This window comes from Rheinheimera sp. 1928-s (assembly GCF_029269265.1).
Lineage (GTDB): Bacteria > Pseudomonadota > Gammaproteobacteria > Enterobacterales > Alteromonadaceae > Pararheinheimera.
Genome location: NZ_JARIXP010000007.1, coordinates 49834 through 76357 on the forward strand (window position 1 = coordinate 49834; position 26524 = coordinate 76357).

General features: G+C 47.1%; 26 protein-coding genes. 11 read left to right on the forward strand and 15 right to left on the reverse strand.

Features of this window, described 5'->3' with window-relative positions; translation table 11 throughout:
• Positions 1 to 36: 36 nt before the first annotated feature.
• The 6 genes from P3C17_RS17020 to P3C17_RS17045 form a co-directional block, all read right to left on the reverse strand.
• Entirely contained in the window at positions 37 to 1254 is a 1218-nt protein-coding gene (locus P3C17_RS17020; RefSeq protein WP_300930552.1) for a serine hydrolase domain-containing protein, read from the reverse strand.
• A 4-nt stretch (positions 1255 to 1258) separates the two neighbouring features.
• Positions 1259 to 1762: a gamma-glutamylcyclotransferase family protein gene (locus tag P3C17_RS17025; RefSeq protein WP_300930553.1), complete on the reverse strand. Its 504-nt coding sequence runs from the start codon at positions 1760 to 1762 to the stop codon at positions 1259 to 1261.
• Positions 1759 to 2265 (reverse strand): M48 family metallopeptidase, encoded by a 507-nt coding sequence (locus P3C17_RS17030; RefSeq protein ID WP_300930554.1) that lies wholly within the window; start codon positions 2263 to 2265, stop codon positions 1759 to 1761. Before P3C17_RS17030 ends, P3C17_RS17025 begins: the two co-directional genes overlap by 4 nt.
• 68 nt (positions 2266 to 2333) lie before the next feature.
• Complete coding sequence (locus P3C17_RS17035; protein WP_300930555.1) at positions 2334 to 2900, reverse strand: hypothetical protein; 567 nt, start codon at positions 2898 to 2900, stop codon at positions 2334 to 2336.
• Positions 2893 to 3462, reverse strand: a complete 570-nt coding sequence (locus P3C17_RS17040; protein WP_300930556.1) for a sigma-70 family RNA polymerase sigma factor — start codon at positions 3460 to 3462, stop codon at positions 2893 to 2895. Before P3C17_RS17040 ends, P3C17_RS17035 begins: the two co-directional genes overlap by 8 nt.
• 60 nt (positions 3463 to 3522) lie before the next feature.
• A complete protein-coding gene (locus P3C17_RS17045; protein ID WP_300930557.1) occupies positions 3523 to 4158 on the reverse strand; it encodes an energy transducer TonB in 636 nt (211 codons plus the stop codon).
• A gap of 62 nt (positions 4159 to 4220) precedes the next feature.
• Here P3C17_RS17045 and P3C17_RS17050 point away from each other — a divergent pair, with 62 nt between their 5' ends.
• Together P3C17_RS17050 and P3C17_RS17055 are read left to right on the forward strand one after the other, a co-directional pair.
• Positions 4221 to 4742, forward strand: a complete 522-nt coding sequence (locus P3C17_RS17050) for a histidine phosphatase family protein (protein ID WP_300930558.1) — start codon at positions 4221 to 4223, stop codon at positions 4740 to 4742.
• Between the two features lie 122 nt (positions 4743 to 4864).
• A complete protein-coding gene (locus P3C17_RS17055; RefSeq protein ID WP_300930559.1) occupies positions 4865 to 7087 on the forward strand; it encodes a GspE/PulE family protein in 2223 nt (740 codons plus the stop codon).
• A 34-nt stretch (positions 7088 to 7121) separates the two neighbouring features.
• Here P3C17_RS17055 and P3C17_RS17060 read toward each other — a convergent pair whose 3' ends face one another.
• The 3 genes from P3C17_RS17060 to P3C17_RS17070 all read right to left on the reverse strand — a co-directional run bounded on the left by P3C17_RS17060 (position 7122) and on the right by P3C17_RS17070 (position 11129).
• Positions 7122 to 8690, reverse strand: coding sequence for a PAS domain-containing methyl-accepting chemotaxis protein (locus tag P3C17_RS17060; RefSeq protein WP_300930560.1), 1569 nt, complete (start codon positions 8688 to 8690; stop codon positions 7122 to 7124).
• 452 nt (positions 8691 to 9142) lie between these two features.
• Positions 9143 to 10294, reverse strand: coding sequence for a 23S rRNA (uracil(747)-C(5))-methyltransferase RlmC (gene rlmC, locus P3C17_RS17065; RefSeq protein ID WP_300930561.1), 1152 nt, complete (start codon positions 10292 to 10294; stop codon positions 9143 to 9145).
• Positions 10295 to 10385: 91 nt separating this feature from the next.
• Positions 10386 to 11129, reverse strand: a complete 744-nt coding sequence (locus P3C17_RS17070) for a dienelactone hydrolase family protein (protein WP_300930562.1) — start codon at positions 11127 to 11129, stop codon at positions 10386 to 10388.
• Between the two features lie 147 nt (positions 11130 to 11276).
• Between P3C17_RS17070 and P3C17_RS17075 the strand changes: the two genes are divergently transcribed.
• The 3 genes from P3C17_RS17075 to P3C17_RS17085 all read left to right on the forward strand — a co-directional run bounded on the left by P3C17_RS17075 (position 11277) and on the right by P3C17_RS17085 (position 12509).
• A complete protein-coding gene (locus P3C17_RS17075) occupies positions 11277 to 11984 on the forward strand; it encodes an SIMPL domain-containing protein (protein ID WP_300930563.1) in 708 nt (235 codons plus the stop codon).
• 23 nt (positions 11985 to 12007) lie between these two features.
• Positions 12008 to 12241 (forward strand): hypothetical protein, encoded by a 234-nt coding sequence (locus P3C17_RS17080; RefSeq protein ID WP_300930564.1) that lies wholly within the window; start codon positions 12008 to 12010, stop codon positions 12239 to 12241.
• Positions 12242 to 12320: 79 nt separating this feature from the next.
• Positions 12321 to 12509, forward strand: coding sequence for a hypothetical protein (locus P3C17_RS17085; protein WP_233079081.1), 189 nt, complete (start codon positions 12321 to 12323; stop codon positions 12507 to 12509).
• A 152-nt stretch (positions 12510 to 12661) separates the two neighbouring features.
• Here the strand turns inward: P3C17_RS17085 and P3C17_RS17090 are convergent, their stop codons facing one another.
• The 3 genes from P3C17_RS17090 to P3C17_RS17100 are packed head-to-tail and all read right to left on the reverse strand — an operon-like array spanning position 12662 to position 15571.
• Positions 12662 to 13615 (reverse strand): metallophosphoesterase, encoded by a 954-nt coding sequence (locus P3C17_RS17090; RefSeq protein WP_300930565.1) that lies wholly within the window; start codon positions 13613 to 13615, stop codon positions 12662 to 12664.
• A gap of 25 nt (positions 13616 to 13640) precedes the next feature.
• Complete coding sequence (locus P3C17_RS17095; protein ID WP_300930566.1) at positions 13641 to 14672, reverse strand: AraC family transcriptional regulator; 1032 nt, start codon at positions 14670 to 14672, stop codon at positions 13641 to 13643.
• Positions 14672 to 15571, reverse strand: coding sequence for a GGDEF domain-containing protein (locus tag P3C17_RS17100; protein ID WP_300930567.1), 900 nt, complete (start codon positions 15569 to 15571; stop codon positions 14672 to 14674). The genes P3C17_RS17095 and P3C17_RS17100 overlap by 1 nt, the downstream gene beginning before the upstream one ends.
• Before the next feature lie 198 nt (positions 15572 to 15769).
• On the opposite strand from P3C17_RS17100, the gene P3C17_RS17105 reads away from it, so the two are divergent.
• From P3C17_RS17105 to P3C17_RS17115, 3 genes are all read left to right on the forward strand, one after another.
• The gene (locus P3C17_RS17105) at positions 15770 to 18523 is read left to right on the forward strand and encodes a TonB-dependent receptor (RefSeq protein WP_300930568.1); all 2754 of its coding nucleotides are present in this window, start codon (positions 15770 to 15772) and stop codon (positions 18521 to 18523) included.
• Positions 18524 to 18537: 14 nt separating this feature from the next.
• Positions 18538 to 20484: a phytase gene (locus P3C17_RS17110; protein WP_300930569.1), complete on the forward strand. Its 1947-nt coding sequence runs from the start codon at positions 18538 to 18540 to the stop codon at positions 20482 to 20484.
• A gap of 281 nt (positions 20485 to 20765) precedes the next feature.
• Entirely contained in the window at positions 20766 to 21158 is a 393-nt protein-coding gene (locus tag P3C17_RS17115) for a response regulator (RefSeq protein ID WP_300930570.1), read from the forward strand.
• On the opposite strand, the gene P3C17_RS17120 is transcribed toward P3C17_RS17115, so the two are convergent.
• Entirely contained in the window at positions 21155 to 21502 is a 348-nt protein-coding gene (locus P3C17_RS17120) for a HopJ type III effector protein (protein WP_233079074.1), read from the reverse strand. The two genes, P3C17_RS17115 and P3C17_RS17120, sit on opposite strands and share 4 nt — an antisense overlap.
• Before the next feature lie 75 nt (positions 21503 to 21577).
• Between P3C17_RS17120 and P3C17_RS17125 the strand changes: the two genes are divergently transcribed.
• From P3C17_RS17125 to P3C17_RS17135, 3 genes are all read left to right on the forward strand, one after another.
• Positions 21578 to 22588 carry a hypothetical protein gene (locus P3C17_RS17125; RefSeq protein WP_300930571.1) on the forward strand — a complete coding sequence of 337 codons (1011 nt, stop codon included), beginning with the start codon at positions 21578 to 21580 and terminating at the stop codon, positions 22586 to 22588.
• Positions 22589 to 22681: 93 nt separating this feature from the next.
• Positions 22682 to 23125 carry a hypothetical protein gene (locus tag P3C17_RS17130; RefSeq protein WP_300930572.1) on the forward strand — a complete coding sequence of 148 codons (444 nt, stop codon included), beginning with the start codon at positions 22682 to 22684 and terminating at the stop codon, positions 23123 to 23125.
• A 159-nt stretch (positions 23126 to 23284) separates the two neighbouring features.
• Complete coding sequence (locus P3C17_RS17135; RefSeq protein ID WP_300930573.1) at positions 23285 to 23632, forward strand: hypothetical protein; 348 nt, start codon at positions 23285 to 23287, stop codon at positions 23630 to 23632.
• 226 nt (positions 23633 to 23858) lie between these two features.
• Here the strand turns inward: P3C17_RS17135 and P3C17_RS17140 are convergent, their stop codons facing one another.
• Together P3C17_RS17140 and P3C17_RS17145 are read right to left on the reverse strand one after the other, a co-directional pair.
• Positions 23859 to 25760: a PHB depolymerase family esterase gene (locus P3C17_RS17140; protein ID WP_300930574.1), complete on the reverse strand. Its 1902-nt coding sequence runs from the start codon at positions 25758 to 25760 to the stop codon at positions 23859 to 23861.
• A 224-nt stretch (positions 25761 to 25984) separates the two neighbouring features.
• On the reverse strand, positions 25985 to 26452 hold the full coding sequence (locus P3C17_RS17145; protein WP_300930575.1) for a VOC family protein: 468 nt from the start codon (positions 26450 to 26452) through the stop codon (positions 25985 to 25987).
• Positions 26453 to 26524: the final 72 nt, after the last annotated feature.

Below are 26524 nucleotides of genomic sequence, written 5' to 3' on the forward strand. Positions count from 1 at the left end.
GCAGAGAGTATAGCAGTCCTTTGCCTCTGTCTGGTGTCAGTCTGCCAACAAAGGCACTTGCCACTCGACGTCAGGTTCCATTTCCATATCCCATTCTTGCTGCATTTGTGCTGCTATACGCTTCTTTTTCTGCGGTTTAACCGCCAGTAAATTTGACCAGAACCAGGTGGATAAATCCCCCACCAGATTGGTTTCGGCGTTAATCAGTACCACTAATCCTACACCTTTTTCTTTGGAGTAGGCCATTTCGGTGCGATACCCTCTGACCCAACCGCCGTGATAATAGACTTCATGACCACCGAAATTAAAAATGCGTACTCCTAAACCGTAATGTGACGTAGTGACATACTGGCCCCAGGTGCGGCCACCTAAATCATCAGCCACTTTAATTCTTTTATTACGCACGTCCTGCAGCATGGCCGGACTTAATACGGCAGGGTAATGACCTAGTTGAGCTATCAGCCATTGACTCATATCCATCACACTGGCATTCACGCCAGCGGCCGGACTTACCCGATAATAACTTGGATTGACCTTAGCTTCAGCCCAGCCCCTTTTCACCCGGACATGAGGCATAGCACGGTTTTTAGAGGCCAAAAACGCTGAGTAGCCCACTGACGCTGTTGGCATTTTTAGCGGTTTAAATAGCTTTTGCTCCATCAGGCTTTCAAAACTACTGCCCGTGGTTTTTTCCATAACAGGACGAATAAGGCTGAACAACACGTTCTGATAACCATAACATTTGCCTGGCGCGCAACGAGGGTTTAAGTAACGAAACTTAGGCAATATCTGAGCTGGAGTCTGGTTGGCTTCAATTAAGTCATCATAGGTATTAGGCACCAAACCCGCACTTTGTGATAACAAATGCTCTACTTTCAAGGCTCCGGTATGACGCGGACTTTTAAAAGAAAATGCAGGCACATAACGGGTTACCGGATCATCCCACTGAAAACGGCCCTGATGCACCAACAAAGACGACAATTGGCCAGTAAAGGTTTTTGATACAGAGGCCAACCGGAACACTGTGTACGCATCTATATTTGATTTAGTGCCGACATTCCGCACACCATAGGCACCAACTTTCACTACTTTGTTATCTTTAACGATAGCGTAAGCAGCACCTGGAATATTGTTCTTTTTTAGTGTCTGGCGAAAATGCCAGTCAAAGTTGGTAGCCAGTTGATCAACATCAGCCGCCAGTAACTGGGGGGAAAGGACGAGGAATGCGCCCACCAGTAATTGGATTAATTTCAATGTTTCAGTCCTCAGACAAAGGGCTTGCCTTTGTTTTAGTGCCTGTATTGGCCTGTAATTTATGATAAGTCGTTAACATCGACGGTATCAGCTGTGTAATCAAATGCTCTTTATGACTTTCACTGACTTGATGCAAAAACCAGTCTCCGTCAACATAAGGCAGTAAAGCTGGCCCTACTGTATAACACCAGGCGTCTATCCAAAGACCCAAAGATTGCACTCTTACTTTCTCGCGCAGGTATAAACCAGAATCCAGCTCTTCAAAAAAATCCAGCTTCGCCAGTTCGTCAGGCGAAACCCCCAACAGTACTTTTCCCTGCTGCAAATGACCAGGACAATGAGCTAAGGCAGGCACTGGTGTATTGGCATGTTGCTGGCTTAAACCGTACCTTTTGTAATCAAGCAGGCTGGCGTCTTGCATCACATAGTCTTTGCCTGTGATGGCAAAAACGACTTCAGGTAACATCAACAAACCATAAACAAAAACTGCATCACCATCAGGCTTCATACTGCTTTTCCTTCCAGCTGTCTCAAAGTTAAAAACAGACGTAAATCGAATTCCAATTGATGATACTGGGGTTCCATATGCTGACACAATTGATAAAAGGCTTTGTTGTGATCTTTTTCGCGCAAATGCGCTAATTCGTGCACCACCACCATTTTTAGCAGAGGAAATGGCAATTGTTTAAATAAAGCGGAAATACGGATTTCCTGTTTTGCTTTCAGTTTGCCACCTTGCACTCTGCTGACGAAACTATGCAAGCCTAAACTGTTGTCCAGATGAATTTTACCGTCAAAACAAACTTTGCTGACAGGTGGGCTGGATTTAACAAAACGTTGTTTTAGCTCCTGAGTAAACTGATACAGGCTTTTATCATTCTGAATATCGTGCGACAGTTGGGGGTAACGAGCAGCCAGTACTTCAACCAGACGCCCCTGTGCAATCAGCGACTGTACCTGTGTTCGCACTGCTTCGGGATAAGAGGTCAGAAAAGTTAAAACAGGTTCCACTAAGCATCATCCACAACTAAAACGATGCTTAGTGTAAAAAATAAAAGTCCTGCCGTGAACCTTTCTTTTCAACTGCTGCACTGCAACGCTTGTTTACCTGAGATTATTGCCAGAATTTGTCCTTGCTGACCCGTTTTAAGCTCTACCCATTGCCCGGCCCGCCATGGCAAATCCTTTTGTAATTCCAGAGCCAGTTGCTGATCAATTTTCACCAATAGCTGATCACACACTTCGACTTGCCAGTGCTGACCACTAAAACTGAGCTGCCCAACCAGACTGTTACTTTGCTCAAGTTGGTGACGGGCTTGCTGATACTGTTGGTATCGTTGCTGGTAAGCCGTTTGCTGTGGCGACACCTCGTTTTTGGCCAGACTATGCAACTGCACCTGATGGTAGCCTGCATCCGACTGCAACACGATTTGGTAATAGGCAGGTTGCCACCAGATTTGTTGTGCTAACCAGATTAAAGCCACAGAAGCCGCCAGGCCCTGCACTGCAGGCCATAAAGATTTCCAGTTTGTTGTGCGGGGTTCAGGCTTGAGTTGTAACAACTGCTGCCTGAGTTGATCGGGCATAGGCTGTTCAGTTTTACTTTGCTGATACAACTGCTGTAGTTTTTCATCCAGCTTATTCATCGTGCTCTCCAAGCTGTTTTGCCAACGCCTGCCGCGCATAACGTAAACGGCTTTTGACGGTCTGTGGTTCTGTCGAAGTGATTTGTGCTATCTGCACTAAGCTGAATCCTTCCAGTTGCAGCAATAAAGTTTCGCGTTGCAATAACGGCAGCTGCTCTAATAAATGCTGTAACTTCAGTTCACTTTGCTGCTGCTCAACTGCTGCAGCAGGGCTGTTATCTTCCGCCGCTAAGTCGTCACTGATTTCATAGACCCAGCGTTTTTGTCTTCTGAATTCATCCAGCAACAAATTGCGGCCTATCGCAAACAACCAGGTTTTAAAACTGCTGTGTCCGGCAAACTGTTGTTTTTGCTGCATCACCTTTAACCAGCTTTGCTGACTCAGATCAGCCGCCAGTGCCGGGTCACTTTGCTTTAGCAAAAAATGATATAAATCATCACCATAAGAATGGATCAACTGGGCAAGGTAAGCTGGATTATCTGTTTGTATATAAGCTTGCATCAGCCGCTGTGGATCAGACTCTGGCAGAGCACTATGTCGATTTAACCAGGATAACAGCATCCCTTACTCCTCTTTCAGCCAGGCCAGCACTACAGCAGTGCTGGCTTGACGCATAGTTATTTAACCTTTATCCAGACTAAAATCCAGCTGCACCTGTAAATGACGTTGTACCACAGCTTTGCCATCGACCAACTGAGGTTGGTACTTCCAGGAGCGTAAGGCTTTCACAGCCTCCCGGTCAAAAATACGTTTGGGTTCAGCGTCCAGCACTTCAACGTCAATCACAGCGCCAGTGGTATCAATTGAAAAACTTAACTTTACCCAGCCTTCTATGCCATTTTTAGCGGCTTCAACCGGGTATCTGGGATCAATACGCACCATAGCTGTGGCTGTTTTATCCGGCAAGCTAAATTCACCTGCATCAGTTAACTCAAGTCCAGGCAATACAGGGTCCACGGACAACTCAATGAAAGGCCCTGACTCACCTATGGTTTCAGCTGTCAGAGAATCCGGTCTTGCTAGTGGTTTTGGTGGTTCTGGCAAAGTCCGTATGATGATGTTGGCCTGACTGTCTTTTCTCGGTTCATGCAGTTGATGATCAACAGCCTCTACAGGTGGTTGTACAGAAACTCTGTCAGCCCCTATTAATTGCTGCATCAACGCAAACAATAAAAAAGTGATCAGTAAAGCCGGTATAGCGGCCGCCATCAATTTTGCTGTATCTGTGCTGGTATCCATAGTATGTATAGTATTCATCTGGCATTCTCCTGTTGTTTTTCAGTTAGACGAAACAGCAGGAAAAAAGGGGTTAAGCAATAATGAAAAAAATAGTGGCTCTGGCTGCAATAACAGCGTTGACTGGTTCTGCATTTCAGCTGCACTCAGCGCCCGCTGAAATTTATCTGGTTCGGCATGCCGAAAAAGTGAAATCTGCGGATAAAGACCCCCACTTAAGTGCTTGTGGTCTGGCCCAGGCGCAGGCGATGGCGGCACTGATCCCAGTAGCTTTGACCCGTATTTACCACAGTGGTTATCAACGAACCCAACAAACAGCAGAACAAATACAGACAACTCAGCCAACGGCATCACTCAAAGCGTATAACGCCAGGGATTTAACAGCGCTTGCCAAGGACATTCACCAGCAAAACAGCCCGCTACTGGTGGTAGGACACAGCAATACCACTCCAGAACTCATCCATCTGCTTAGCCAGTTAACCGCACCAAAGATGAGTGAACAGGATTACGGCGTGGTGTATCAATTAAAACAATCAGCACAAGGCTACCAATTGCTTAGTTTTACCATTTCACAGCCGGGCATTTGCCCGACAGCTGCTATTTAATCAAGCTCTTGGATCAAGCACTTAGCTACAGTGCCTCCCAGCAAAAATAATCCCCTATGCTAGACTGAAAATAATAAAAATTATCCTTTCTTTGGCAAGCTACAGTCTGGTGCAGGGGTCTTATGGCGTTTTATCAGAAGTTGTTAGAGCTGTTCCAGTCCATCCATAACTCAGAGCGTTTTCTGGATGTATTTCCTGAATTGGAAGCACAAATACTGCAGCTTTTTGCGGCTGAACGTATCACTATTTATCAGCGTAGTTATCATAGTCAGGATATTTATTCGCGCTTTAAAACCGGCTCAGAACTGACGGAAATACGGGTGCCTATAGGCCCACAATCTATCGCAGGTTTTGTCGCTTTAAGTAAAAAATCAGTGCTAATCAAAGACGCTTACGATGAGCAGGAACTACAAAGCATTCACCCTAAACTGAATTTTGCCCGGCAGTTTGACCAGAAATCGGGCTTTCGTACCCGCTCAGTTTTAGCAGTACCCATTACAGAGCAAAATGTGTTATTGGGTGTGATCCAGCTGATTAACGCTAAAACATCCGCTGCTTTTAGTCAGGATGACTGCGACAAAGCCACTCAACTGGCACAGTTACTTGGCCAAAAATTCCGTTATGAATTAGGTGCCACCCGTGGGCCTTTTGATTATTTACAGCATCGAAATTTAATTTCGGCCAGTCAATTACAACAGCTCAATGTACCACCAGCAGATTTTGCTCATCAGGTGAATAAAATCATCACAGAATATAAAGTCAGCAAAGAGCAATTGGGCTTATCGCTGGAGGCTTTTTATCAGGTCAGCTTTATTGGTTTTGAACCGGACAAATATCAGTTGCATGGATTGAACAGCAAACTCAATCGCTCTTACCTGTTGAAAAACCATCTGGTGATCCTTGAAGATCAGGCAGGCAAAGTGGTGATAGTGCTGACCAACCCCAACCACGCCGATACCCTGATGGAAGTAGAACGGGCAACAGGCTTACTGAGCTACGATATTCATGTTGCTTTGCCTGACGATATCGACCATTACATTAAAGGCCAGCAAGAGGATAACTTAACCGAGTTAGGCGATCTGCTGAATGAAGCCGATGACGATTTGACGTTGGAGACTCTGCAACAGGAAGACGAAGGTATTTCTGAAGAAACCCCTGTGGTGGTGAAGCTGGTGAACAGGGTTTTAATGGACGCTCAGCGCCTGAATGCCTCGGATATTCATATTGAATCCGGTAAAGGCAAAAGCTCCTGCCGGGTGCGGCTGCGGATAGATGGCGAGTGCCGTGAACTGATCCAAATTCCGCCGGCTTTTATGCCGCCCGTGGTGTCGCGGATCAAAATTATGGCCAGGCTGGATATAGCCGAAAAACGTCTGCCGCAGGACGGTAAATTCAGTGTCAAGCTGGCGAATAAAATTATAGAAGTCCGGGTTGCTACCTTACCTACTGTATTTGGTGAAGGTGTGGTGATGCGGATTTTAGCCAGTGGTGAAGCTTTGCCTTTTGACAAGCTGCAACTGAGTCCACGCAATTACCAGATGATGTCGCAGATGATTAAACACCCTCATGGGGTATTGCTGGTGGTTGGTCCTACAGGCTCCGGTAAAACCACTACTTTGCATGCCATCTTAGGCCAGTTAAATACCACAGATAAAAAAATCTGGACTGCTGAAGATCCGGTTGAAATCACGCAGCCAGGCTTGCAGCAAGTGCAAATGAATAATAAGTCGGGTTTAACTTTTGCTGTGGCACTGCGGGCTTTTTTGCGCGCCGATCCGGATATTATTTTAATAGGTGAAATGCGTGACAAAGAAACAGCCCATGCCGGTATTGAAGCGTCGCTGACCGGGCACTTAGTGTTATCCACACTACACACCAATTCGGCCCCCGAAACCATAACCCGTCTGATAGATATTGGTATAGACCCTATCAACTTTGCAGATGCCTGTATAGGTATTCTGGCGCAGCGACTGGTCCGCACTTTGTGTGGCAAATGCAAAGAAGCTTACCAACCCGATCAGATTGAGCTGGACTACTTACAGCGGCATTATGGTTTAGCCTTTGCCCCCGAGCTGGAACTAAAAAATCCGCTGACACTACACAAAGCAAAAGGCTGCCCTGCATGCGAACAAACAGGCTACAAAGGCCGGGTCGGCGTGCATGAGCTGTTGCCTATCACCTCTAAGGTGCGCCAGCTGATTTATCACAAGGCCAGCATAGAGCAAATTCAGCAGCAGGCTATAGCCGATGGTATGCGCACTTTAGTGCAGGATGGTATTTTAAAGGTATTGTCTGGGATGACAGATTTTAAACAGTTACAGGCCATTTCGGTATTTGAAGACTAAAGCCGGTTGCCCAGCTTTCGTCAGAAGCCACAGATTAAACTTTTCGGAAACGCTCCACCAGTTCATGCAATTGCTCAGAGGTGTTTTGCAAATCTTTACCACTTTCGCTGACCGCAGTACCCTGACTCAGTGATTTGCTGGCCAGATCAGAAATACTGACAATTTGCTGATTAATATCTTCAGCCACATGAGCCTGCTCTTCTACAGCAGCCGCCATTTGTCCTGCCATAGCGGCAATACTGCTGACAGCCAGGCTGATGCCCTCTAATACTTTTTCCGTTTGAGCCACCTGAGTCACGCCTAATTCAGCATCTTTACGGCCATTTTCCGCAACCAGCACTGACGCTTTGGCTTTGGTCGACAGCTGCTGAATAATGTCATAAATCTCTTTGGTCGATGCGGTCGTGCGGGAAGCCAACAGCCTCACTTCATCAGCGACCACCGCAAAACCCCGGCCCTGTTCACCAGCACGCGCCGCTTCAATAGCAGCGTTTAATGCCAACAAGTTCGTTTGCTCTGCGATCTGCTCAATAATTTGTGCAGCGCCAACAATTTTATTGGTTTGATCCGCCAAATCAGCCACAGACTGACTGATGTCATTGACTGTTTTTTGTAACTGTTGCATAGCACCACGGGTCTGTGCCGCCACAGTTGAACCTGAACGGGCCAACGCATCGGCATCATCAGCTTTACTCGCTGTGTCCTGCACATGAGCAGACACCTCAGCAATAGTAGTGGTCATTTCATTCATCGCGGTCGCAACCTGCTCTGTCTGCATTTGCTGTTTACGAATACTATCGGCAGCATCAACCGACAAGTGCCGCACCTGATCCGACTGCACAGCCACTTTAGTGGACGCATCTTCAATCCGGGTTAACACAGTATTTAAATGAGCAGACTCTGCCAACAGCGCCACCTCCAACTGCCCTAACTTGCCCTGATGTTTTGCATAAGAGGCCACAGCCAAGGGATCGGTGAAAGGAGTTGGCAATAAATCGACCAGTCCTGCCAAGGATTGCTTTAAGCGATAGACACCAAGAAAATAACTTATAAAAGCGCTTAAAATCAAAGCGATAGCTGCAGCTACAGCACCAATGGACCACCACAACAACAAAGACACAACGACAAAGAGCAGCGGCATCACAGCCCAGCGTAAATCTGCTGACAGATCTGAAGCCGCTTTTGCTGTGTTTTTCCCGGCATTAATAGCTTTATATAATTGCTCGGCATGCGCCACCTGAGCGCGGCTTGGTACAGTACGCACCGATTCATAACCTACAACACGGCCATGCTCTGTGATGGGAGTCACGTACGCGTTGACCCAATAATAATCACCATTTTTACAGCGGTTTTTCACCAGTCCCATCCAGGGTTTACCCTGCTGTAAATAGCTCCACATGGTTTGAAATGCAGCTTCTGGCATATCAGGGTGCCTGACAATGTTATGAGGTTTGCCCACTAACTCTTCTTTACTAAAGCCACTGATCGAAGCAAAAGCATCGTTGCAATGTAAAATAGTGCCTTTGATATCTGTAGAGGAAATGAGCTGCTGCTCTTTCGGAAAAGTACGTTCTTTTTCGGTGACAGGTAAGTTCTTACGCATTTGTGACACTCTCCTTAGTGGACCACAACAGGTTAAAATCAACAGGGTATGGATTGGATTTAGGAATATGATAATAGTGATAAAAAGTTAGCAGCAGATCCATAGCTTAGATAGCTAAGCTTTAAAAAAAGACTGAAAAAACGTATTTTCCGCGTATAAACACCAAGAAATTAACCTATCAGTTATGCTTAGCTACACAGAAATTAATTTATTTTTACACTACTGACTTCGATCTTAAGCCTTGCTAAACAACTGATTGTAAAAGAATACTACGAATTATTTCACTGATATCTGTTTTACCACAACCTTGTCAGTCTCAGCTTTTAATGGCCTAAACCCGCTCAGCTGATTGAGGTCAGCAAAAGCTTAAAGAAATTCTGATCATTTATGCTTCAGCAACAAAAAAGATACAGAACAACTCTGGGGCGACTCGATTAGAAATAAACCCCGCTTCAGCTCACCAGATCCCGTCGCTGCAGCAGGGTTAACACTTCTGCGTGATGGGTATGAGGAAACATATCAAACAGCTGCACTTTGAGCAGTTGGTAGTCTGTTGTCAGCACAGCTAAATCGCTGGCCAGAGTATCAGGATTGCAGCTGGAATAAATCAGCCATGCTGGTTGTAACGCCAACACAGACTTGCAAAGTTCTGACCCCAAACCCCGACGTGGTGGATTCACCAGCAGCAGATCTGGTGTTTGTTCTGCCGCTTTGGCAAACGCAGTGGCATCCAATGCCTGGAATTGAACCTCAGCAAGCCCAAGTTCAGCGGCTGAACGTGTTGCACTGGCAATGGCTTTGGGCGCAATTTCAATACCAGTTAATGCCCGAACCTGGCCTTGTGCTGAACTGGCCAGATGCAAACCAAAACCACCCACGCCACAAAACAAATCCCAAAGCCTATGCCCTGCTAAGGGTTCTGCCCATTGTTTTGCTGTGGCATACAAAGCTGCAGCCACTGTGCTGTTGGTCTGGAAAAAGCTTTGTGGCGTCAAATAAAGTGGAATGCCGTTTAACTCCTCGCGCAACAACTCTTCTGGAGTTAACACAATTTCTTCCGGCCCTTCCAGCACCGCCATATGCACGGGCTGAAGATTCACTGAACAGACCTCAAGTGCTGGCCATTGCTGTTGCAACCAGGCTAAATGTTTTTGAATGGACGCCAGACAGTTTTTCGAGCGCAACACAAAGCGCAGCATAAAACGGCCTGAATGCTGACTTTGGCTGAGTAACACAAGCTTCAGCTCGCCCTGTTTTTGCTCCAGTTGATAAGGGGTTAACCCGGCACGTTGAATAAAGTGCTTAATCAAGGCAAAAGCTGGCTCGAAGGCTGGCGGATACAAAGGACAAGCGGATAAATCGACTGGGGTTTGTCCGTTCAGAATGCCCAGCACAGGCTCTGCTGCTGTGCCAGACACCACCATTTTGGCTTTAGTGCGAAAGCCCTGTTCCTCACTTGCCACTGCCGGCAGCAGTTCGGCTTCCGTAAAAGGCACCATCAAAAGCGCCAGTTTCTGTTGTTTTTGTGCTAATTGTTCAGCATAAGGCACAGCAAGCTGGCTACAGGAGCTACAACGTCCGGCTAAAAACTCAACACAATTCATCGTCTCTCAACTGTACTTAAAGGCCTGTAAGGAATGGCAGCCATTTTACGACGTTAAGCAAAGCCAAAGCCAGAAAAACTGCCTGTAGCCGCTACATCTGGCGGAACAAAGCCACAGCCTGCTGATAGTTCTGCAAAGCCAAAGCAGCATCATAACGCTCACCTTCATCACGCATAAAAGCATGTTGAGCATTGTATTCATACCAGCTGAAATGAACTTTGGCCTGGGTCAGTTGTTGATACACTTTATGCCGCCCTTCAGCAGACACATGAGGGTCTTGTTTGCCCCAAACCATCACCAGTTCGCCCTGAATATCAGCGGCACGGTTTAACGTCTGCTGGCCGTCGCCACAAGGTAAAGTATCACTGTGTAAATCTGTGGCATACAAGCAATAGGTTGCTTTGATAGCCGGATTGAGCGCAGCACGAAATGCCAGATGGCCACCAATACAAACGCCCATAGCGCCCACTTCAGGCCGGACATAAGGCAGGCTTTTTAAATAATCCAACATGGCCTGATTGTCGCTGTCATAACTTTCCAGCGGTTTAGTCCATTTATCCTGATTGCCTTTGTCTTTGCCTGCATCGTCATAAGCAAGCACAGTACCCAGCGGATTTAGTTCATGGAAAATTTCAGGCACCAGCACCACAAAACCATGACTGGCAAGCAGTGCAGCACTGCGGGCTATGGGAGCAGTTTGCTGAAAAATCTCGGAATAAAACAAAATAGCCGGAAAGGTTTTACCCAGAGTAGCAGCACCTAATGGCTGGTACTGATACACCAGCATAGGCCCGGTTGGCGTAGTTAACGTGATTTTTTTGTGTTCAATTTGCATAAAAAAAGTCGTCTGCTGAGAAGGCTGGGCATCCATCATAAAGAGCTAAACACAAAGTCACCAGCTTGTTTTTGCTATCAGCAAAGTATTAATCAGCCATTCAGCTACTCTGCATACACTTAGCTTATCTCAAAATAAGGAGTTTATATGATCCAGTCCCGTTCATGGGTTGCAGCAGCAGTTTTGGCTTTGGGTATAGTGGCAGGCAGCGCTATTTTAGCCAGCAGCCTGATCCAGTTCAGAGCTATGGAGCGCGTTGTTCAGGTCAAAGGTTTAGCTGAACGGGAAGTTGCCGCAGATACGGTGATTTGGCCCATTAAATTTAACGATGTCGACAATAACCTGACCACGCTGGTCGCTAATATTGAGCGTAAAAACGAGCAAATTCAGGCGTTTTTAAAACTGCAGGGCTTTAGTCAAAAAGAGATCTCTGTGGGTGTGCCACAAATTGTCGACCGTCAGGCTGGTTATTACGACCCCAATGCCAATCAGATGCGTTACACCGCCAGCTCCATTGTCACCGTATACAGCAGCAATGTCGATTTAGTGCATCAGGCCATGGCGAAGTTACTGGAGCTAAGTAAAACAGGGATCGCCATAGCGGGGCAGGATTATGACAGTAAGCCCGAATTTATTTTCAGTGGTTTAAACGAATTAAAGCCCGACATGATTGAAGAGGCAACCCGCAATGCGCGTGAAGTGGCCACTAAATTTGCCGCTGACTCAGACAGCAAACTGGGCAAAATTAAAACCGCCAGCCAGGGTCAGTTCAGTATCAGTGACCGTGACAGCAACACGCCTTATATCAAAAAAGTCAGAGTGGTAGCGACGGTTGACTACTACCTGTCAGATTAGTAACGATTTTACAAACGGAGCTTATGATGAAAAAAGCATTGTTTTTGACCAGCAGTATTGCAGTTTTACTGACCTTAACAGGCTGTGTGGTGCGTGGCCCCAGTGTCTGGGTTGAACCAGCAGGCTATTACGGCACTGCTGTGATAGTTGAGCCAAGGCCCACTGTAGTTGTGGTTGAAGAGCGCCATTATCATCAGGACAGGCACTATCATAAAAAGCAAAAAAAACATAAACGCCATTATCATCGCCACCACTAAATCAACTTCAAGCCGCGATTGTACAATTGGCTGAATTGAAACTAAGCTAGCAGAGCTAGTTTAAATAAAAGGGAAAACAATGCGTATCTATTCAGCTTTAATTGTTACAGCAGTACTGATGTCAGGTGTAACAGGCTGTGCAGTCAGAGGACCGAGTGTCACAGTAGAGCCACCTAAAGTGATCATTCCTGGGGTGGTCGTTGAAGGCCATGGTCATGGCAAGAACAAACATTGTCCGCCGGGCCAGGCGAAAAAAGGTAAGTGCTAGTTTTGACTTTTTAATTTTTTAATTTGGCAGGAAGTGTGGAAAGGCCAGAGCGGAGTGATTTCACAAAGCTCCGGCCTTTTTATTTTGTACCTTACACTGCCCTAACGAGGTCAGGTTCTGACACTCAACAGCATTGTCGTTGACTGCCGCTGTTAGGAAGCGCGCTTTATGCTGAAACTGTAACTATGTTGTGGCAGCGGTGTCGCAACACCAGTCTGGTAAGTGTCGACCTGCATTATGCCTTTATCATTCAGGCTGAAGACTCTGAACATAGGCGTATGTTTGGTCTCATCAGGAATTTTAGTGCGTTCCAACGCTGGAATATGTAAGTAATGCACCTGCCCTAGTTGCTTGGAGTGCGCCACTCTGTCCATATCCATATGTAAATCACCTGAAATGACTGCAACCAGATTGGGCTGAGTTATCACGTCTGCAAAACCTGGATGATGAATACCTTTTTCTGCATTTTCAGGATAAACCCCTGCCTGAGCGCCATGCACAATTAACAGCACTGCTTTGTTGTTTAAGCGTTTTAGCTCGCCAAGGATCCAGCTGATGCCTTGATCATTAAAATCACGGCCATGGTCTGGAGACGCAAAAACCAGAGCTACTTCATCATACTCCAGCACATAACTGGGTGAGTCGATCGTCACTTTGCCCTGGTTCCACAGATTAGCAAACTGCATAAAACGCTCTACTGTGCTGCCATGTTCTTCATTACCCATAATAGGATAAAACGGCAGTTTCAACTGTTGCAGTACTGGAGTTGCGTTTTCATACTGGATTTGAGTGCCCTTGTGCGCAATATCGCCCACCCCAACCACAAAACTCAGCTTCAGAGGTTCTGTCAGTTGATTCACATCGGCTACAGCTGCAGCCAGGTTTGGAAACTGGGGTTCAGGTTTAGGTTCAGCATCACCCAATACAGCAAAAGCCAGCACTACGGAGCCCGCTTCTGCTGGTGTTGCTGCAACTGGTGCAGTCACTGGAGCTACTTGTGCCTGTGGGCTTGATTGTTTTGGCTCAGTTGGTGAATCTGCCGGAGAGCAGGCACTCAGCAACACGCTGAGTACCAGAGGTACAAAAAGGCTGAAACTGGTTTTCATAGATAGTCCTGTCAAACGTTGCGGGTTAATTAAAATGGAACATGCCTTTAAAACTGCTGGGAATTAATCCTGTCCAGCGCTTAAAAGCACGACGAAAGTTGTGTTCATCTGAATAGCCCAGCTTTAGGGCCAATTGGCGGTTTGAATACTGGCCTTGTTGCAGTAAATTGCGGGCAGCGTCACGACGCACTTCATCTATTAAACGGGCAAAATTAGTGTCATGCCGACTGAGCAAACGTTTAAGTGCGCTATTGCTCAGCCCTAAAGCCAAAGCCACCTGCTCCTGACTTAACAACTGAGGTAAAGCGCGCTGTTGCAACCGACAAATACTTTCCAGTATTCCTCGTTGTTTTATCAACACATGGTTCAGCTGACGGCAGGTTCGTCTGGCCGCTTTAAATTGATCCGCGTCGGCATCACTAAAAGCCTGCTGCCACAGGGGTAATGGAATACGTAAAGTGTCGCAGGGCTGATTGACACTCAGCTCACAGCCCCATTGCAACTGATACTGCAATTGGTGTTCAGCGCAAGCCTGCTGTAACTGCACACTCACACCGGTCAAAGACCCCAGTTGCTGCTTAATCAGGCTAAGCAACAGCGAACATAAAATGGTCAACATAAATGGCCGCTGCGACGCTAAACCCAATGCTGCTTTAAACTCAATCACCAGGTGGTCATTTTGCTGGTAAAGCCTGGCATAAAAGCCTGGAAACAACTGGTGACGGAAGTAATACAAATGACAGAGCGCCTGCTTCAGGTTTTTTGCGTACTGCAAACTTTGGCAAACCGCAATATAACGGCTGTTCAGCATAGCGCTGCCCAATAAAAAAGGCAGCTCTGGGCTTTTTAGCTGATGCTGGCAATTGTGCAGCAGTTTCAGCCAATCTGCATGGTGCAGTCGTCCATGCGGCCTTTGTAAGTCCTGCTCAAAAATACCAGTGCCACTCAATAACTTATGCAGTTCAACTCCACGACGCTGAGCTAAAGCCAGCAACTCTGTACTGCCATGTTGCAGCAACAGAATTTTGTCGTGAGAATCAAAGTGGCGTGCTGGCATCAGACAGGCTGCAATCTGAATTCAGTGCTCTGTTTAGCAGCGACCAAGATCGAAAGCGCAGCTTTAAGCGTGGCAGAGGCCGAATCCTGACTCACTTGCATAGCGGCCATAGTCAGCTCAGGTCTGCCTTCTGCATCCGTCAGTTGCTGCACCTGCTGTTGCAAATGCTGAGCTATGATCTGAGCTGCAGCTTCAGCTGTATCGGGTAAAACTGCGACAAAACAATCTCCGCTGTAGCGACAAACCACATCACTGTGGCGTAACTGACTTAGCAGCAACTCACTCAACTGGCTCAGATAATGATCACCTGCAGCTATGCCATGACGTCGGTTAAAATCGGCGAAGTTGTGAATATCCAGCACTAACAGGCTTAATGGCTGACGCTGGCTCTGATGCAATTCAACTTCCCTTTGCAACACAGCCAGTAAATACTCAGCGCCATACAGCTGAGTTAAAGGGTCAATTAATTCATGATTGCGTAAAAACAGCTCCCGTCCACGCAATTGCCTATTGATAGCCCGCTGTTCCCGGTGCCAGCCAATCAAACCATAAGTGAGTACCAGCATGCCAATAGGCGCAGGCAAAGATTCCAGCCAGCTCATCAGCCGGATTTCTTCCGGGTATTGAATAAACTCATCCAGTAAATCCAGAAAGTACGAGTACACCAGCAATAAGCTGCCGTAATACAGCCACTCTGTCACCCGCCCTGCCGGGCGGCTGCTGATAATCAGCCCCAGCCAGCCACAAGCCACCAGCAAGGTCGTACCTTCCCCCAGCACATCCACCCAGTCAAATTCATGGCTTTGTTTGGCATAACCACAAAAAAGTGCCAGCAGAAAACCGCTAAGCAAAAGCAGCAGGCTGCATATTAATTTATAGCGATGTTGGCGCCACGTCATACTCAGGTCCAGGCAAATAAAAACCATTTTGCGGTTGGCGCATGACAATCACATGACAAAGTACGGCATAGACAGCAGCAGATTGAGCGGTAAAGACCCGGGTCAGCAGCGCTCAAGCAAACAGGTTCAGAAGCGGTGTTTTGTCACAGAGCAACGGCACACTGGCTCACAGTTCTAATAAGCACACTGAGAGCACACATGAAACTTAACTATCGCCCAAACCTGTTGGCCTGCGCCGTAACACTGGCTTGTAGCACATTATCTATGGCACTGCTGGCAGATGCGGATGTACAAGGCCGGATCACGGATAACCGTAATAGTCTGCTGACTGGCGCTGAAGTCAGTATCCCGGAATTAAAACTACGCCGCACTACAGGTGCAGATGGCAGCTTTCATTTCAACCAGTTGCCATCCGGTACCTATACTCTGCTGATCAATTACCTCGGCGCAGCTCCGGAAAAAAGAGTACTGGTGGTTGCGGATACTCATCAGCGCCTGGGTGATATCAAACTGCTTTCAGCCGACAATTCTGTTGAGCATATAGAAGTGGTCGGTCAGTCTGGTGCTATCAGCAAAGCGTTAAACCGCCAACGTAACGCCAATGGCATTGTGACAGTGGCAAGTACGGATGAAATGGGCCAGTTCCCGGACAGTAACGTCAGTGAAGCACTGCAACGTCTGGCAGGTTTATCTGTAGAGCGGGATCAGGGCGAAGGCCGTTTTGTGCGGGTTCGGGGGTTAGCACCAGACTACAATGCAGTGACTTACAACGGCACTCAACTGGCAGCGCCTGAAGCAGGTCGCCGTGCTGTAGCTTTGGACGTCATTCCTTCTGACTTACTTGAGTCAGTGGAAGTGAATAAAACTTTGACTCCGGATATGCCTGCAGGCTCTTTGGGTGGCACAGTAGAAATCAAAAGTTTATCTGCCTTTGATCGCAGCAACGACTTTTATTCCGCCACTGTAGAAGCAGGCCATAACGAGTTGCAGAGCAAAACCAGCCCTAAAGTGTCTGGTGTGATCAGCAAGATTATGGATTTAGGTGGCGAAACGGACGTCTTTGGTGTGGCTTTGGCTGCCAGTTTTGCTGAACGTAAGTTTGGCTCTGAAAACGTTGAAACAGGTGGCAACTGGGACTTTGAAGAAGGCCTGGAAGAATTTGAGTTAAGGGATTACAGCATCAGCCGTGAGCGTTTGGGTGTGGCACTGAATCTGGACTACAGACCAGGCAATAACAACGACTATTACCTGCGCACTCTGTACAGCCGCTTTAGCGATACAGAAGAACGTCAGGGCATGATCGTTGAACTGGCCGATCCGCTTTTTGCCGGCGATACAGGTGAAGCAGCGCTGATCCGTTCCTTAAAACAACGGGAAGAAACTCAGAGTATCAGTGCTTTTGTACTGGGTACTAAACAGACGTCAGGCAACTGGGAATGGCAACTGGAAGCCGGTGCCAGCAAAGCAGATGAAGATACGCCATTTAATATTGGCGCTGCCGACTTTGAGCAGGAGTTTGACGAAGGCGTAGGCTACAGCGGCAGCACTATTTTACGACTAACAGCTCCAGCAGAAGCTTATTTGGCCGATGGCTATGAGTTAAAAGAAGTCGAAATGGGCGACACTTATGCCAAAGAGACTGAACGTAATGTCAAATTTGACCTGAGCCGCGAATTTACTCAAAGCCAGGGCAGCATGATCCTCAAAAGCGGTGCTAAATTCAGCCAGCGCGAAAAAACAGCAGATGAAGACATCTGGATGTTTGAAGATTTTGAAGATTTAGGTGTCAGTGCACTGAGCATGGCCGATTATTCGGGCGGACAGGTAGATTATGGCCTGGGCTCTATGGGACAGGCCGTCAACAGCAATGACATCTATCAGCTAGTGAACAGCCTGAACCGTGATGATTTTGTGGATGAAGTTGAATCACAAATTAATGACTACCAGGTGGATGAAGATATCAGCGCGGCCTATTTGATGGCACAGTGGGAACGCGATAACTGGCAGCTGATCACTGGTGTGCGTTATGAACATGAAAAACGCGATGCTCTCGGCAGCCGTTATGACGCCATCAACGAAAGCTTCAGTGCCAATCAGGTAAAAAATTCTGAAGGTTACTGGTTACCGGCCGTAGTGGCACGTTATAACCTGTCGGAGCAAAGTATAGTCCGCGCTGCCTTCAGTACAGGTTTGGTACGCCCTAACTTTGAACAACTGTCACCCGCCTTTTTATTGGAAGAAGATGACGACGAGCTGGAAGCGGCTTTTGGTAACCCTGAATTAGAAGCTCTGACATCAAACAATTTTGACCTGGGTATTGAGCACTACGCAGATAAACTGGGTGTATTGTCTGCCATGTTATTTTACAAACAAATTGACAACTTCATCTACGAGGCCGATCTGGCTGGCCGTGGTGAATACGCCGATTTTGCTGTGGCAGAAACCTATGTCAACGGCGGTAAAGCAGATTTATATGGTATCGAACTGAACGCTGTGCATAAGGTTTCAGGTTTTGGCAACTGGCTGGATAACCTGCTGTTGTCAACCAACCTGACGCTGACGGATTCAGCCGCCGATATTGAATGGTTTGATGATGGTACTTTATTCAGTCGTGAAGTGGCCTTACCCAGCCAGTCCGATAAAACAGCGAACCTCAGCCTGGGTTATGAAACCGACGTAGTGAGCCTGCGCCTGGCTGCGAACTATAAATCTGATTATCTGGCTGAAGTGGGTGATATCACGGACAAAGAGTACGACGTGCACGCTGATGATCATATGCAGGTTGATTTCACCAGCAAATGGACAGTGCAACCAGGCATGCAGCTTTACTTTAATGTCGTCAACGTCAATGACGAACCTTATTACGCGTACACAGGGCGTAAGCCTTATAACTTCCAGTATGAGCAATATGGCCGCACCTTTGTGCTGGGTCTGCAAATCACCAACTGGTAAGTAAGGAAAACAGCATGATATCGACTACAGATTTTTTTAAACTCAGCATCATCACTCTGGCGCTGACCACTGTACTGAGCGCCTGTCAGGCGGATAAAGCCCAGCAGCAAGTTGCAACATCAGTTTCTGCTGCAACAGCGCTGAACATCAAAGCCAGCCATTACCAACAGGTACAAGTTGCAGGTGCTGAGTATCAGCTATTCACTGATGATCAGGGCTTACAGATCAAGCTGGGCGAGAGCCAACACAGCAGTTACAGCGGCAGCTTTAACCGTCTGACCTTGCAGTCACTTTCAGCAGACAGTCTGCTGGTCGCAGCAATGGACAGCAACGACAACAGCTTGTACTTATGGCGTTTTTCACCAACGGAACAAAAGCCTTTAGTGCTGATAAGACAGCAACTGATCAGCAGCAGAGTGGTTGAAGACTTGTGTTTTTATCAGAGCCACGAAAATCAGCAATTGAGCTTATTTTTACTGGGTGGCCGCGGTGGTGCTGACCAATTATTGCTGCAACAGCAGCAAGAGTGGTTGGCCGAGCCTCTGGTGATACGGGAACTGAATGTACCTTATGACAGCAAAGCTTGTGCTGTGGATCAGCACACTGCTGCGCTTTATATCTCTGAAGCAGACAGAGCCATCTGGTCTTATCAGGCAGAACCAGAAGCAGATGAAGGCCGCAGTTTAGTTCAGGTTAATCAGCCATTTGGTCAGCTGCAAGGCGAAATTATGGCATTGCAAGTGCTGCCAGACAGTAGCCTGCTGGCGCTGGAAGAAGAACCGGCCAGACTGCTGCATATCAGCAGCAAAGGTGAAGTGATAAGCCAAAACGCTGTTCCGGCCTTTAGTGCCGCCAGTGGCTTATCTGTCAGAGTGCAAGCCAACAGCACAACAGCCTATATCAGCAATGAAGATGCAGATGCGGTGCAACCTCTGACACTGCAGGAAACCATGACTAGTGTTGTAGTCACAAAACCAGCCATGGTACAGGTAAAACCAACGCTGCAAACCGAAGCGGCCAGCCAACGTGGTGATGTGATGGATGACCCTGCGGTATGGCATCATCCTTCCCAACCAGAGCTGAGCCTGATCCTCGGCACCGACAAACGCGCTGGCCTTGATGTGTACAGTATGCAAGGCAAGCGAGTGCAACAACTGGCCGTCGGACGTTTAAATAATGTGGATGTGCGTTACAACTTAAGCTGGCAAGGCAAAAAACATGACATCGCCGCAGCCAGTTTACGCGATGACAACAGCCTGCAACTTTTTGCTATTGATCAGCAAGGGAAGTTACATAATGCCGGTAAAGTGCCAACCTCAATGCAAGATATTTATGGCCTGTGCATGTACCAGGATGCCAAAACTGGCACCCCTTACGTTTTTGTTAATGATAAATCCGGCTTAATTGAGCAATACCGCATCGACAGCAATGGCACAAACTGGCAAGGCACTTTAGTGCGTTCTTTACAGGTGCCAAGTCAGCCTGAAGGCTGTGTTGCCGATGACAAGCGCGGTATTTTATTTGTTGGCGAAGAAGATGAAGGAGTATGGCGTTTTGCAGCAGGTGCAGAAGCCGACAGCAAAGGTGAAAAAATCATACTGGTGGATGGCAAACGTCTGGTCGATGACGTAGAAGGCATAGCGCTGGCTGAACATAATGGCGCCAGCTATCTGGTGGTGTCCAGTCAGGGCAATGACAGCTATGTGATTTACGATGCAACAGCACCTTACACTGAACGTCTGAGATTCAGAGTGACCACAAATCCTCAATTGGGCATAGATGGCGCTTCTGAAACCGATGGTCTTGAAGTCACAACCCGCTCTTTAGGCCCTGGTTTTGAACAAGGCGCTTTGATCGTGCAGGATGGCCGCAACCGGATGCCGGAAGCAGGCCAGAATATGAAACTGGTGCCATGGCAGAGCTTGCTGCAAGAGTTGCAGAACCAGAGTCAAAGTAAATAGCACTAAAATAAAGAGTGCCGAAATGAAATATCTTCTTTACGGCTTACTATAAAAAGCAGCAAGGCGACTGGTTTAGCTCAAAAAAGCCAGTCGCTTTTTTATTTTTCATAGCGTTCAGACACAACTGTTTTTGCCCGGCTTTATCACCCCTACAGCTTATGCCTTTTATCCGTTACTCTGCTGAACTGGTTTTATCAGGAAAATATCGTTTATTTATTGCGCTTTTAGCTAAATCACGACATGCTTAAGTCAAGTAAATGCCCCAAGCAAGGATGTTGCGCATGACTATAGATCAATCCTCTATACTGATCGTCGATGACGTCAGTTCTGTTCGTTATTTCTTAAATCAAAATTTGCGCATTATGGGTGCCGAAAAAGTGGCAGAAGCCAGCACAGGGCAACAAGCCTTGATGGCTATCAGCACTGATCATCCTGATGTGATTTTTCTGGATATTGAATTACCGGACAGTAACGGCCATGAGCTGTTAAGCCGTATTAAAGCTTTAGAACCCAAGTGCCATGTGGTCATTATGTCTGCACACAGCACTGTGGAAAATGTAAAACGCAGTGTCGAAGGAGGGGCCAGTGGATTTATGGCCAAACCTTTTACCCCGCAAAAAATTCAGGCAACGATGAATCGTATCTGCAATCTGCCCCAAGCCCAATCCGCTTAAACGGATTTTGGGCTTAACGCCTGACCGCTGAATTCAATGCCATCCCAACCGTGTTGCATAAACTGTCTGATATTGGCGTGATCTGAGCCTGCCGGGCTTGATAACACATCCACACGGTAATAATCACCAAACATCTGCAAAGCTTGTGGTTCCGACAAACGGTGTAACAACGCAAAAGCTAAAATCTTGCAGGAACCATTGTTTTCACCAGCGGCATTGTGCTTATCGCCATTCTGAAAAGCAGTTTCAGTAAAATCGTATAAGCTTTCAATCAGCTCTATGCTTTGCTGAAAACTAATGCTGTCTGGATCTGTCGTCAACTGACGGAAAAAATTTTCTAACATGATTAAGGCCCTGATTAAAGTTTGTACAATTATGGTCGATACAGTCGTTAAGCCTAAGTAAGAGGGGGAGCCAAAATGCAAATCCTCAGCATCAAGCAACAACAGAACTCCAGCAATCAGCAGTTATTGTATTCAGGTCGCACTGTGAGTCCAGAGCGAAATGACAGCTTAACTGTAACAAAGGATAACAGAAGTTTAACTCAGACTTCTCTGTTACCTTCGGCTAATGTTATTCCCGCAGAAAATATGCCTGAGTCAAAAGCTGCAGATACTAAAGAAGCCAAGAGTGACGATGGTCTTTTTAACGCTGTATATTCCATTGGCACTATTAAACGTTTGCTGGAACAACTGACAGGTGAAGAGTTAAAAGGCTGGGTAGACCCGGCAGAATTAAACCGGGCCTTGAATGGTTCAACCACCACAACCCAACCAGCACAGCTTGAAAATCAAAATGCTTCTGGCGTCACTATTCGTGAATGGTCCTATCGTTACGAAGCCGTCAGTGCTGATTTTTCAGGTTCAGTAGCTCTGGACGATGGCAGCAGTTTTAGCTGGTCGATGCAATTTGCCATGAGCTACGAAGCATTCAGCTACAGTGAACGCACAGAACAGCCGATGAAAGACCCATTAGTGATGAGCTTTAACGGCCGCCCTGTTGAACTGACGGGCCAAACTACAGCTTTTCATCTGACCGACAATGCCAAACAGATCCAGCAACTGGCACAAGGTCAGTATTATCTGGTCAAAGACAGCAATAACAATGGTGTAGTTGATTCTGGCAAAGAATTATTTGGCCCCAGCACAGGTGAAGGTTTTGCCGAACTGGCCGCTTTTGATCAAGACCAAAACGGCCTGATCGATCAGCAGGATCCAATCTGGCAAAGTTTATGGTTGTGGCGCCCTGAAGATAAAGGCCTTTATAGCTTAAAAGAAATGGGCGTTATGGCCCTGAGTGTCGATTCTATTGCCACACCTTTTAGCTTGCGCCACAAAGACGAAGTACAAGGCCGGCTGGAGCGCAGCTCAATTTTTATCACCGAAGATAAAAAGGTGGGTTTATTGCAGCAGATTGATTTGAAAGTGTGAGGGACAGAAGTAGAGTTTGTCTCAGAAATTGACCTTGGTTCTGCAACTATGTAGTGTATTTTCATAGCCTAAGCCTATGGAAAATTATAAAAAATGGAATTTGAACTACGGGAACGAAGCCAAAGTGCAGGTATAAAAGCGTTAAAAATCATCCTGTTGAATATCGCCCTGTGGACTGCAACCTTTATTGGCTACCACTACATTTCCGATGTTCTGAGCACAGGGAATAGCAATGCAGGGAAACTGGTCGCAATGATTGTAATGGGGCCAGCCATAGCTTTGGTGCTTTCAATACAAGTCGGGATAAGGCCGCAGCGCATTTTTGTTGCCAGTGAGCAAGGTATTCAATTTGGTGATCCGGTATCAGGTATGAAGCGCTATTGCTGGAAAGAAATCAGCTGTTTTGAGTTATCCCCTGACTCCAAATTATTAAAACTAAGTTTAAAAGACACCGATCAAGCAGAGATTATTCCGCTGAAGCGCTACGGCATTAATCAGCAACAATACGACAGACTGTTTCAACTGGCCCAAAATTGATCTGAGGGCCAGTTGTTCCCTCAATGTAAAAATACCATTAGTATCAGATGGACAACAAAAAGCGCCCTATAGTTTCACAGACCTTGACCCATTGTGAACGCCAGATAAGGCGCTAAATAGTCAGCTGTTTTCACCTTCATAGTACATAAGGACATTAAAATGAAAGTTAAGGTAAGTTTATTAGCCGCCTCTTTGTTGGCCTCTGTGGCCTGTTTTGCCGCTGAAACCTATCAGGTTTCGACTTCTTTTTTTAAGAATGGTGAGTTAGTTGCGGCCCCCATGCTGATAGTAGAGGCGGACCAAACGGCATCCTTTACTCTAGGTGATGACTTTAGCTACAACCTAACTATCACACCCAAGCAGGATCAAACTGTCGGTGTTGCTACTGCTGTGACCTTTGGCAGTGACACTATAACCCCGTCATTTATCCTGGCCTACGATAAAGAAGCGTCCATGGAAATTGGCGATAAAAAACTGACTCTACTGGTAAGCAAAGTGGGCAGCTAACAAGCTGCGGTATTCGGGGCCTGCGGCCTTGCAGCCTTCACCAGATCAAGCGGACAGGCTGTGCATGAAGTCCGTTTTTGCTTTTTTCTGTCATTTATCCTTAGCCGATCCATTGCTTGTATGCAACCTATCGCTGCTTAATTCACTGGTCATTTCAGACAAAAAACAGGGTAAGACATTAGGTCCTACCCTGTTTTTATTCAGCGACAACCTAGCGGCAATTTAACTATTGGGGGCAAGCGCCCAGTTGCCAATAACCGCTGCTGCTGGACGATAAAACACTGACTCCCCAGGTGGAACCTGCCAATGCTGTATTGCTGCCTGTAGCAAAATAATTCGGCGTATAAATATTACCTGAGCTGTAAGCCCGGCCTGCCAGTTTGTGACTGTAGTTATTGGTACTGAACTGCACACAATCTGCCGGTGAAGGTGGTGTTGGACCGCCACCATCGTCCCCTCCTCCGGCACTGCAACTAAGAGTAGGGCCAAAACAACTGGCGTCATTATCCTGCCAGCGGCATTGATTGCCTGTGACCAGTTGCTCACGCAATATAAAACTGGCGGTGCTGTATTCCAAATAGCAGTTGGCATAGTTGGTGTAATCCAAACGGCCTGCAGCAATATGTTGGTCAAGAGTCGCATTTTGTCCCGCGTCTATACTGAAGTTCAGTAGCTCAGAGCTAAACAGGCCTTCTGCATCCAGCGCTGTGACTAAGGCCGTATTGCTGCCTCCAGCTAAACCACAACGCTGGGCACTGAATAAATCGCCGTTCAAAGTGGCAACCACAGTGCCAGTGCTGAACTCCACGCTCACTGAGGCTAAATCACGGTTCAGATCAAATACCCGCCCAGTGACTGTAGCGCATTGACCATCCATAACAACGGCCAGCTCACTCAGCTCTGGTGCTGTGGCTGGAGGTGGTGGCCCTAGTAAAACTGAGCTGCTGTAAGGGTCACTTACCAAACCTTCGCTGTCGGTGGCTGTCACTGTAATTTGATACCAGTCATTAACCAAAACCGGACTGTTCAGACTGAAGTTGCCTGTTGTGTTGGGCGCTGCGCTGACACTCACCGTCTGGTTTATGCTGTTAGTAAAACTGGCGTTGACACTGATGGGATCGGCATCCGTGGCTTTACCACTGACACTGATCACGCTGTTATTTTGTGTAACGCTGATAGTGCTCAGTTCTGGCGCACTATTGCGATTTACCCTTTGGTTGTTGTCGCTAAAATACTGCCCCAGATAACTGGCATAGTTAATACCGTTGCCATTGATATAAGAGCCGCTGGCGCCCTGACCACCAGACCAGGCATGATCGACATTATTGAGCCACAACATAGACACCCGACCGTTTTGCCATAAGCTTTCATCTGCAGTACGGCCCGAGCCATTGCTAATCAGGTTTTCACCAGCCAATCGGCTGACGTTGTATAAATCGGCCATGCCATTGGCATTTTGCTCGTTATAGCAAAGGTTTACTGTGGTGTCGTTACGGCCATGGGCAATAGAGGCAATCTGGCTGCTGAAATGACTGGAATAACTGCCGGCGTATTGGTTACAACGTGTGGCAACATCTGCGGTTTCACAAGGCCCAAGAGCACCATTGGAGCTGGTGCCTATGCTTGGGCCAGCACTCACGCCCACACCAGCAAAAATATCAGGTGCAATACAAGCTGTGGTATGAGCAAAAGATGCACCAGAGGATAAACCGGCAATATAGACCTGATTCGGATCTATCTGATAACCTGGGTTGGCCATTAATGCTGTGGCAAGGTTAATCAGATTTTTATAGTCACCACTGCTGCGGTTTCTGGTGCCCTGCCAGTAGGACCAGCAGCCAAAACCCGCTTTATTCATTGCATCAGGTACTGCGATCACTAAACCATATTGCTCAGCCGCTTGCGCCAGATTGGCGGTTAAATAAGCATCAACCGACTGAGTACAGCCATGCAATACCACCAGCAAGCCCCGGCCCTGACCAATAGAAGATACTGAATCCGGGGTATATAAATGTACTTTGTTAAAGCCGCCTACCGCCTGATTTTGCTGCCAGCTACCGGCAAAAGCAGGTAAAGCTGTAAGTCCCAGCGCCACTAAAGCCGCCATAGCGAAAGAGTATTTTTTCACTTTGTCTGTTCCTTATCTTTATTGTTTTGATGAACACCGAAGCAACGCAGCCCTTCCCTGTTTGTTCGTTAGCAACTACAGCAGCAGGCTTTGGCGTGAAAAAAACTATAGATGGAACAGCTAAAAAGCGCGGTAGTACTTTAGTGCTGTGAGCAATCAGCACAAAGGTCAAGGGCGCATTACTGCGCCCTTGTTGAGTAACTATTTTATGATGACTGTTGAGATCAGTGAGGCCCAAACATCTGCGCAGAGCGTTTTGCCATTTCTTCTTCAGACACATCTTCAATATGAGTGGAGATCATCCACAGATGGCCAAACGGGTCTTGTAAACAGCCACTGCGATCGCCCCAGAATTGGTCTGATACCGGCATGGTCACAGTGGCCCCAGCCGCTGCAGCACGCTCGACAAAAGCATCCACATCAGGTACATACACCATCAGCGTGACAGGGCTGCTGCCCAGCATATCCGGGCTTTTTGTGCCCCACTCATCACTCTGCTCACTGAGCATAAATACTGCACCGCCTATACGCATTTCGGCATGCATTACAGCACCGGACGGCATATTCATCCGCATTATGGTTTCGGCACCAAAAGCTTTCTGATAAAAATCCAGTGCCGCCGCCGCATTTTTGATCACCAGATAAGGCAATACTGCAGCGTAACCCGCCGGAATAGCCTGAACGTCGGACATAACCTTCTCCTTTTAATAGTGCACGGGAAGTTAAAAAGCGGTTTTAGTATAGCGGGAAATAAAATGTACAAC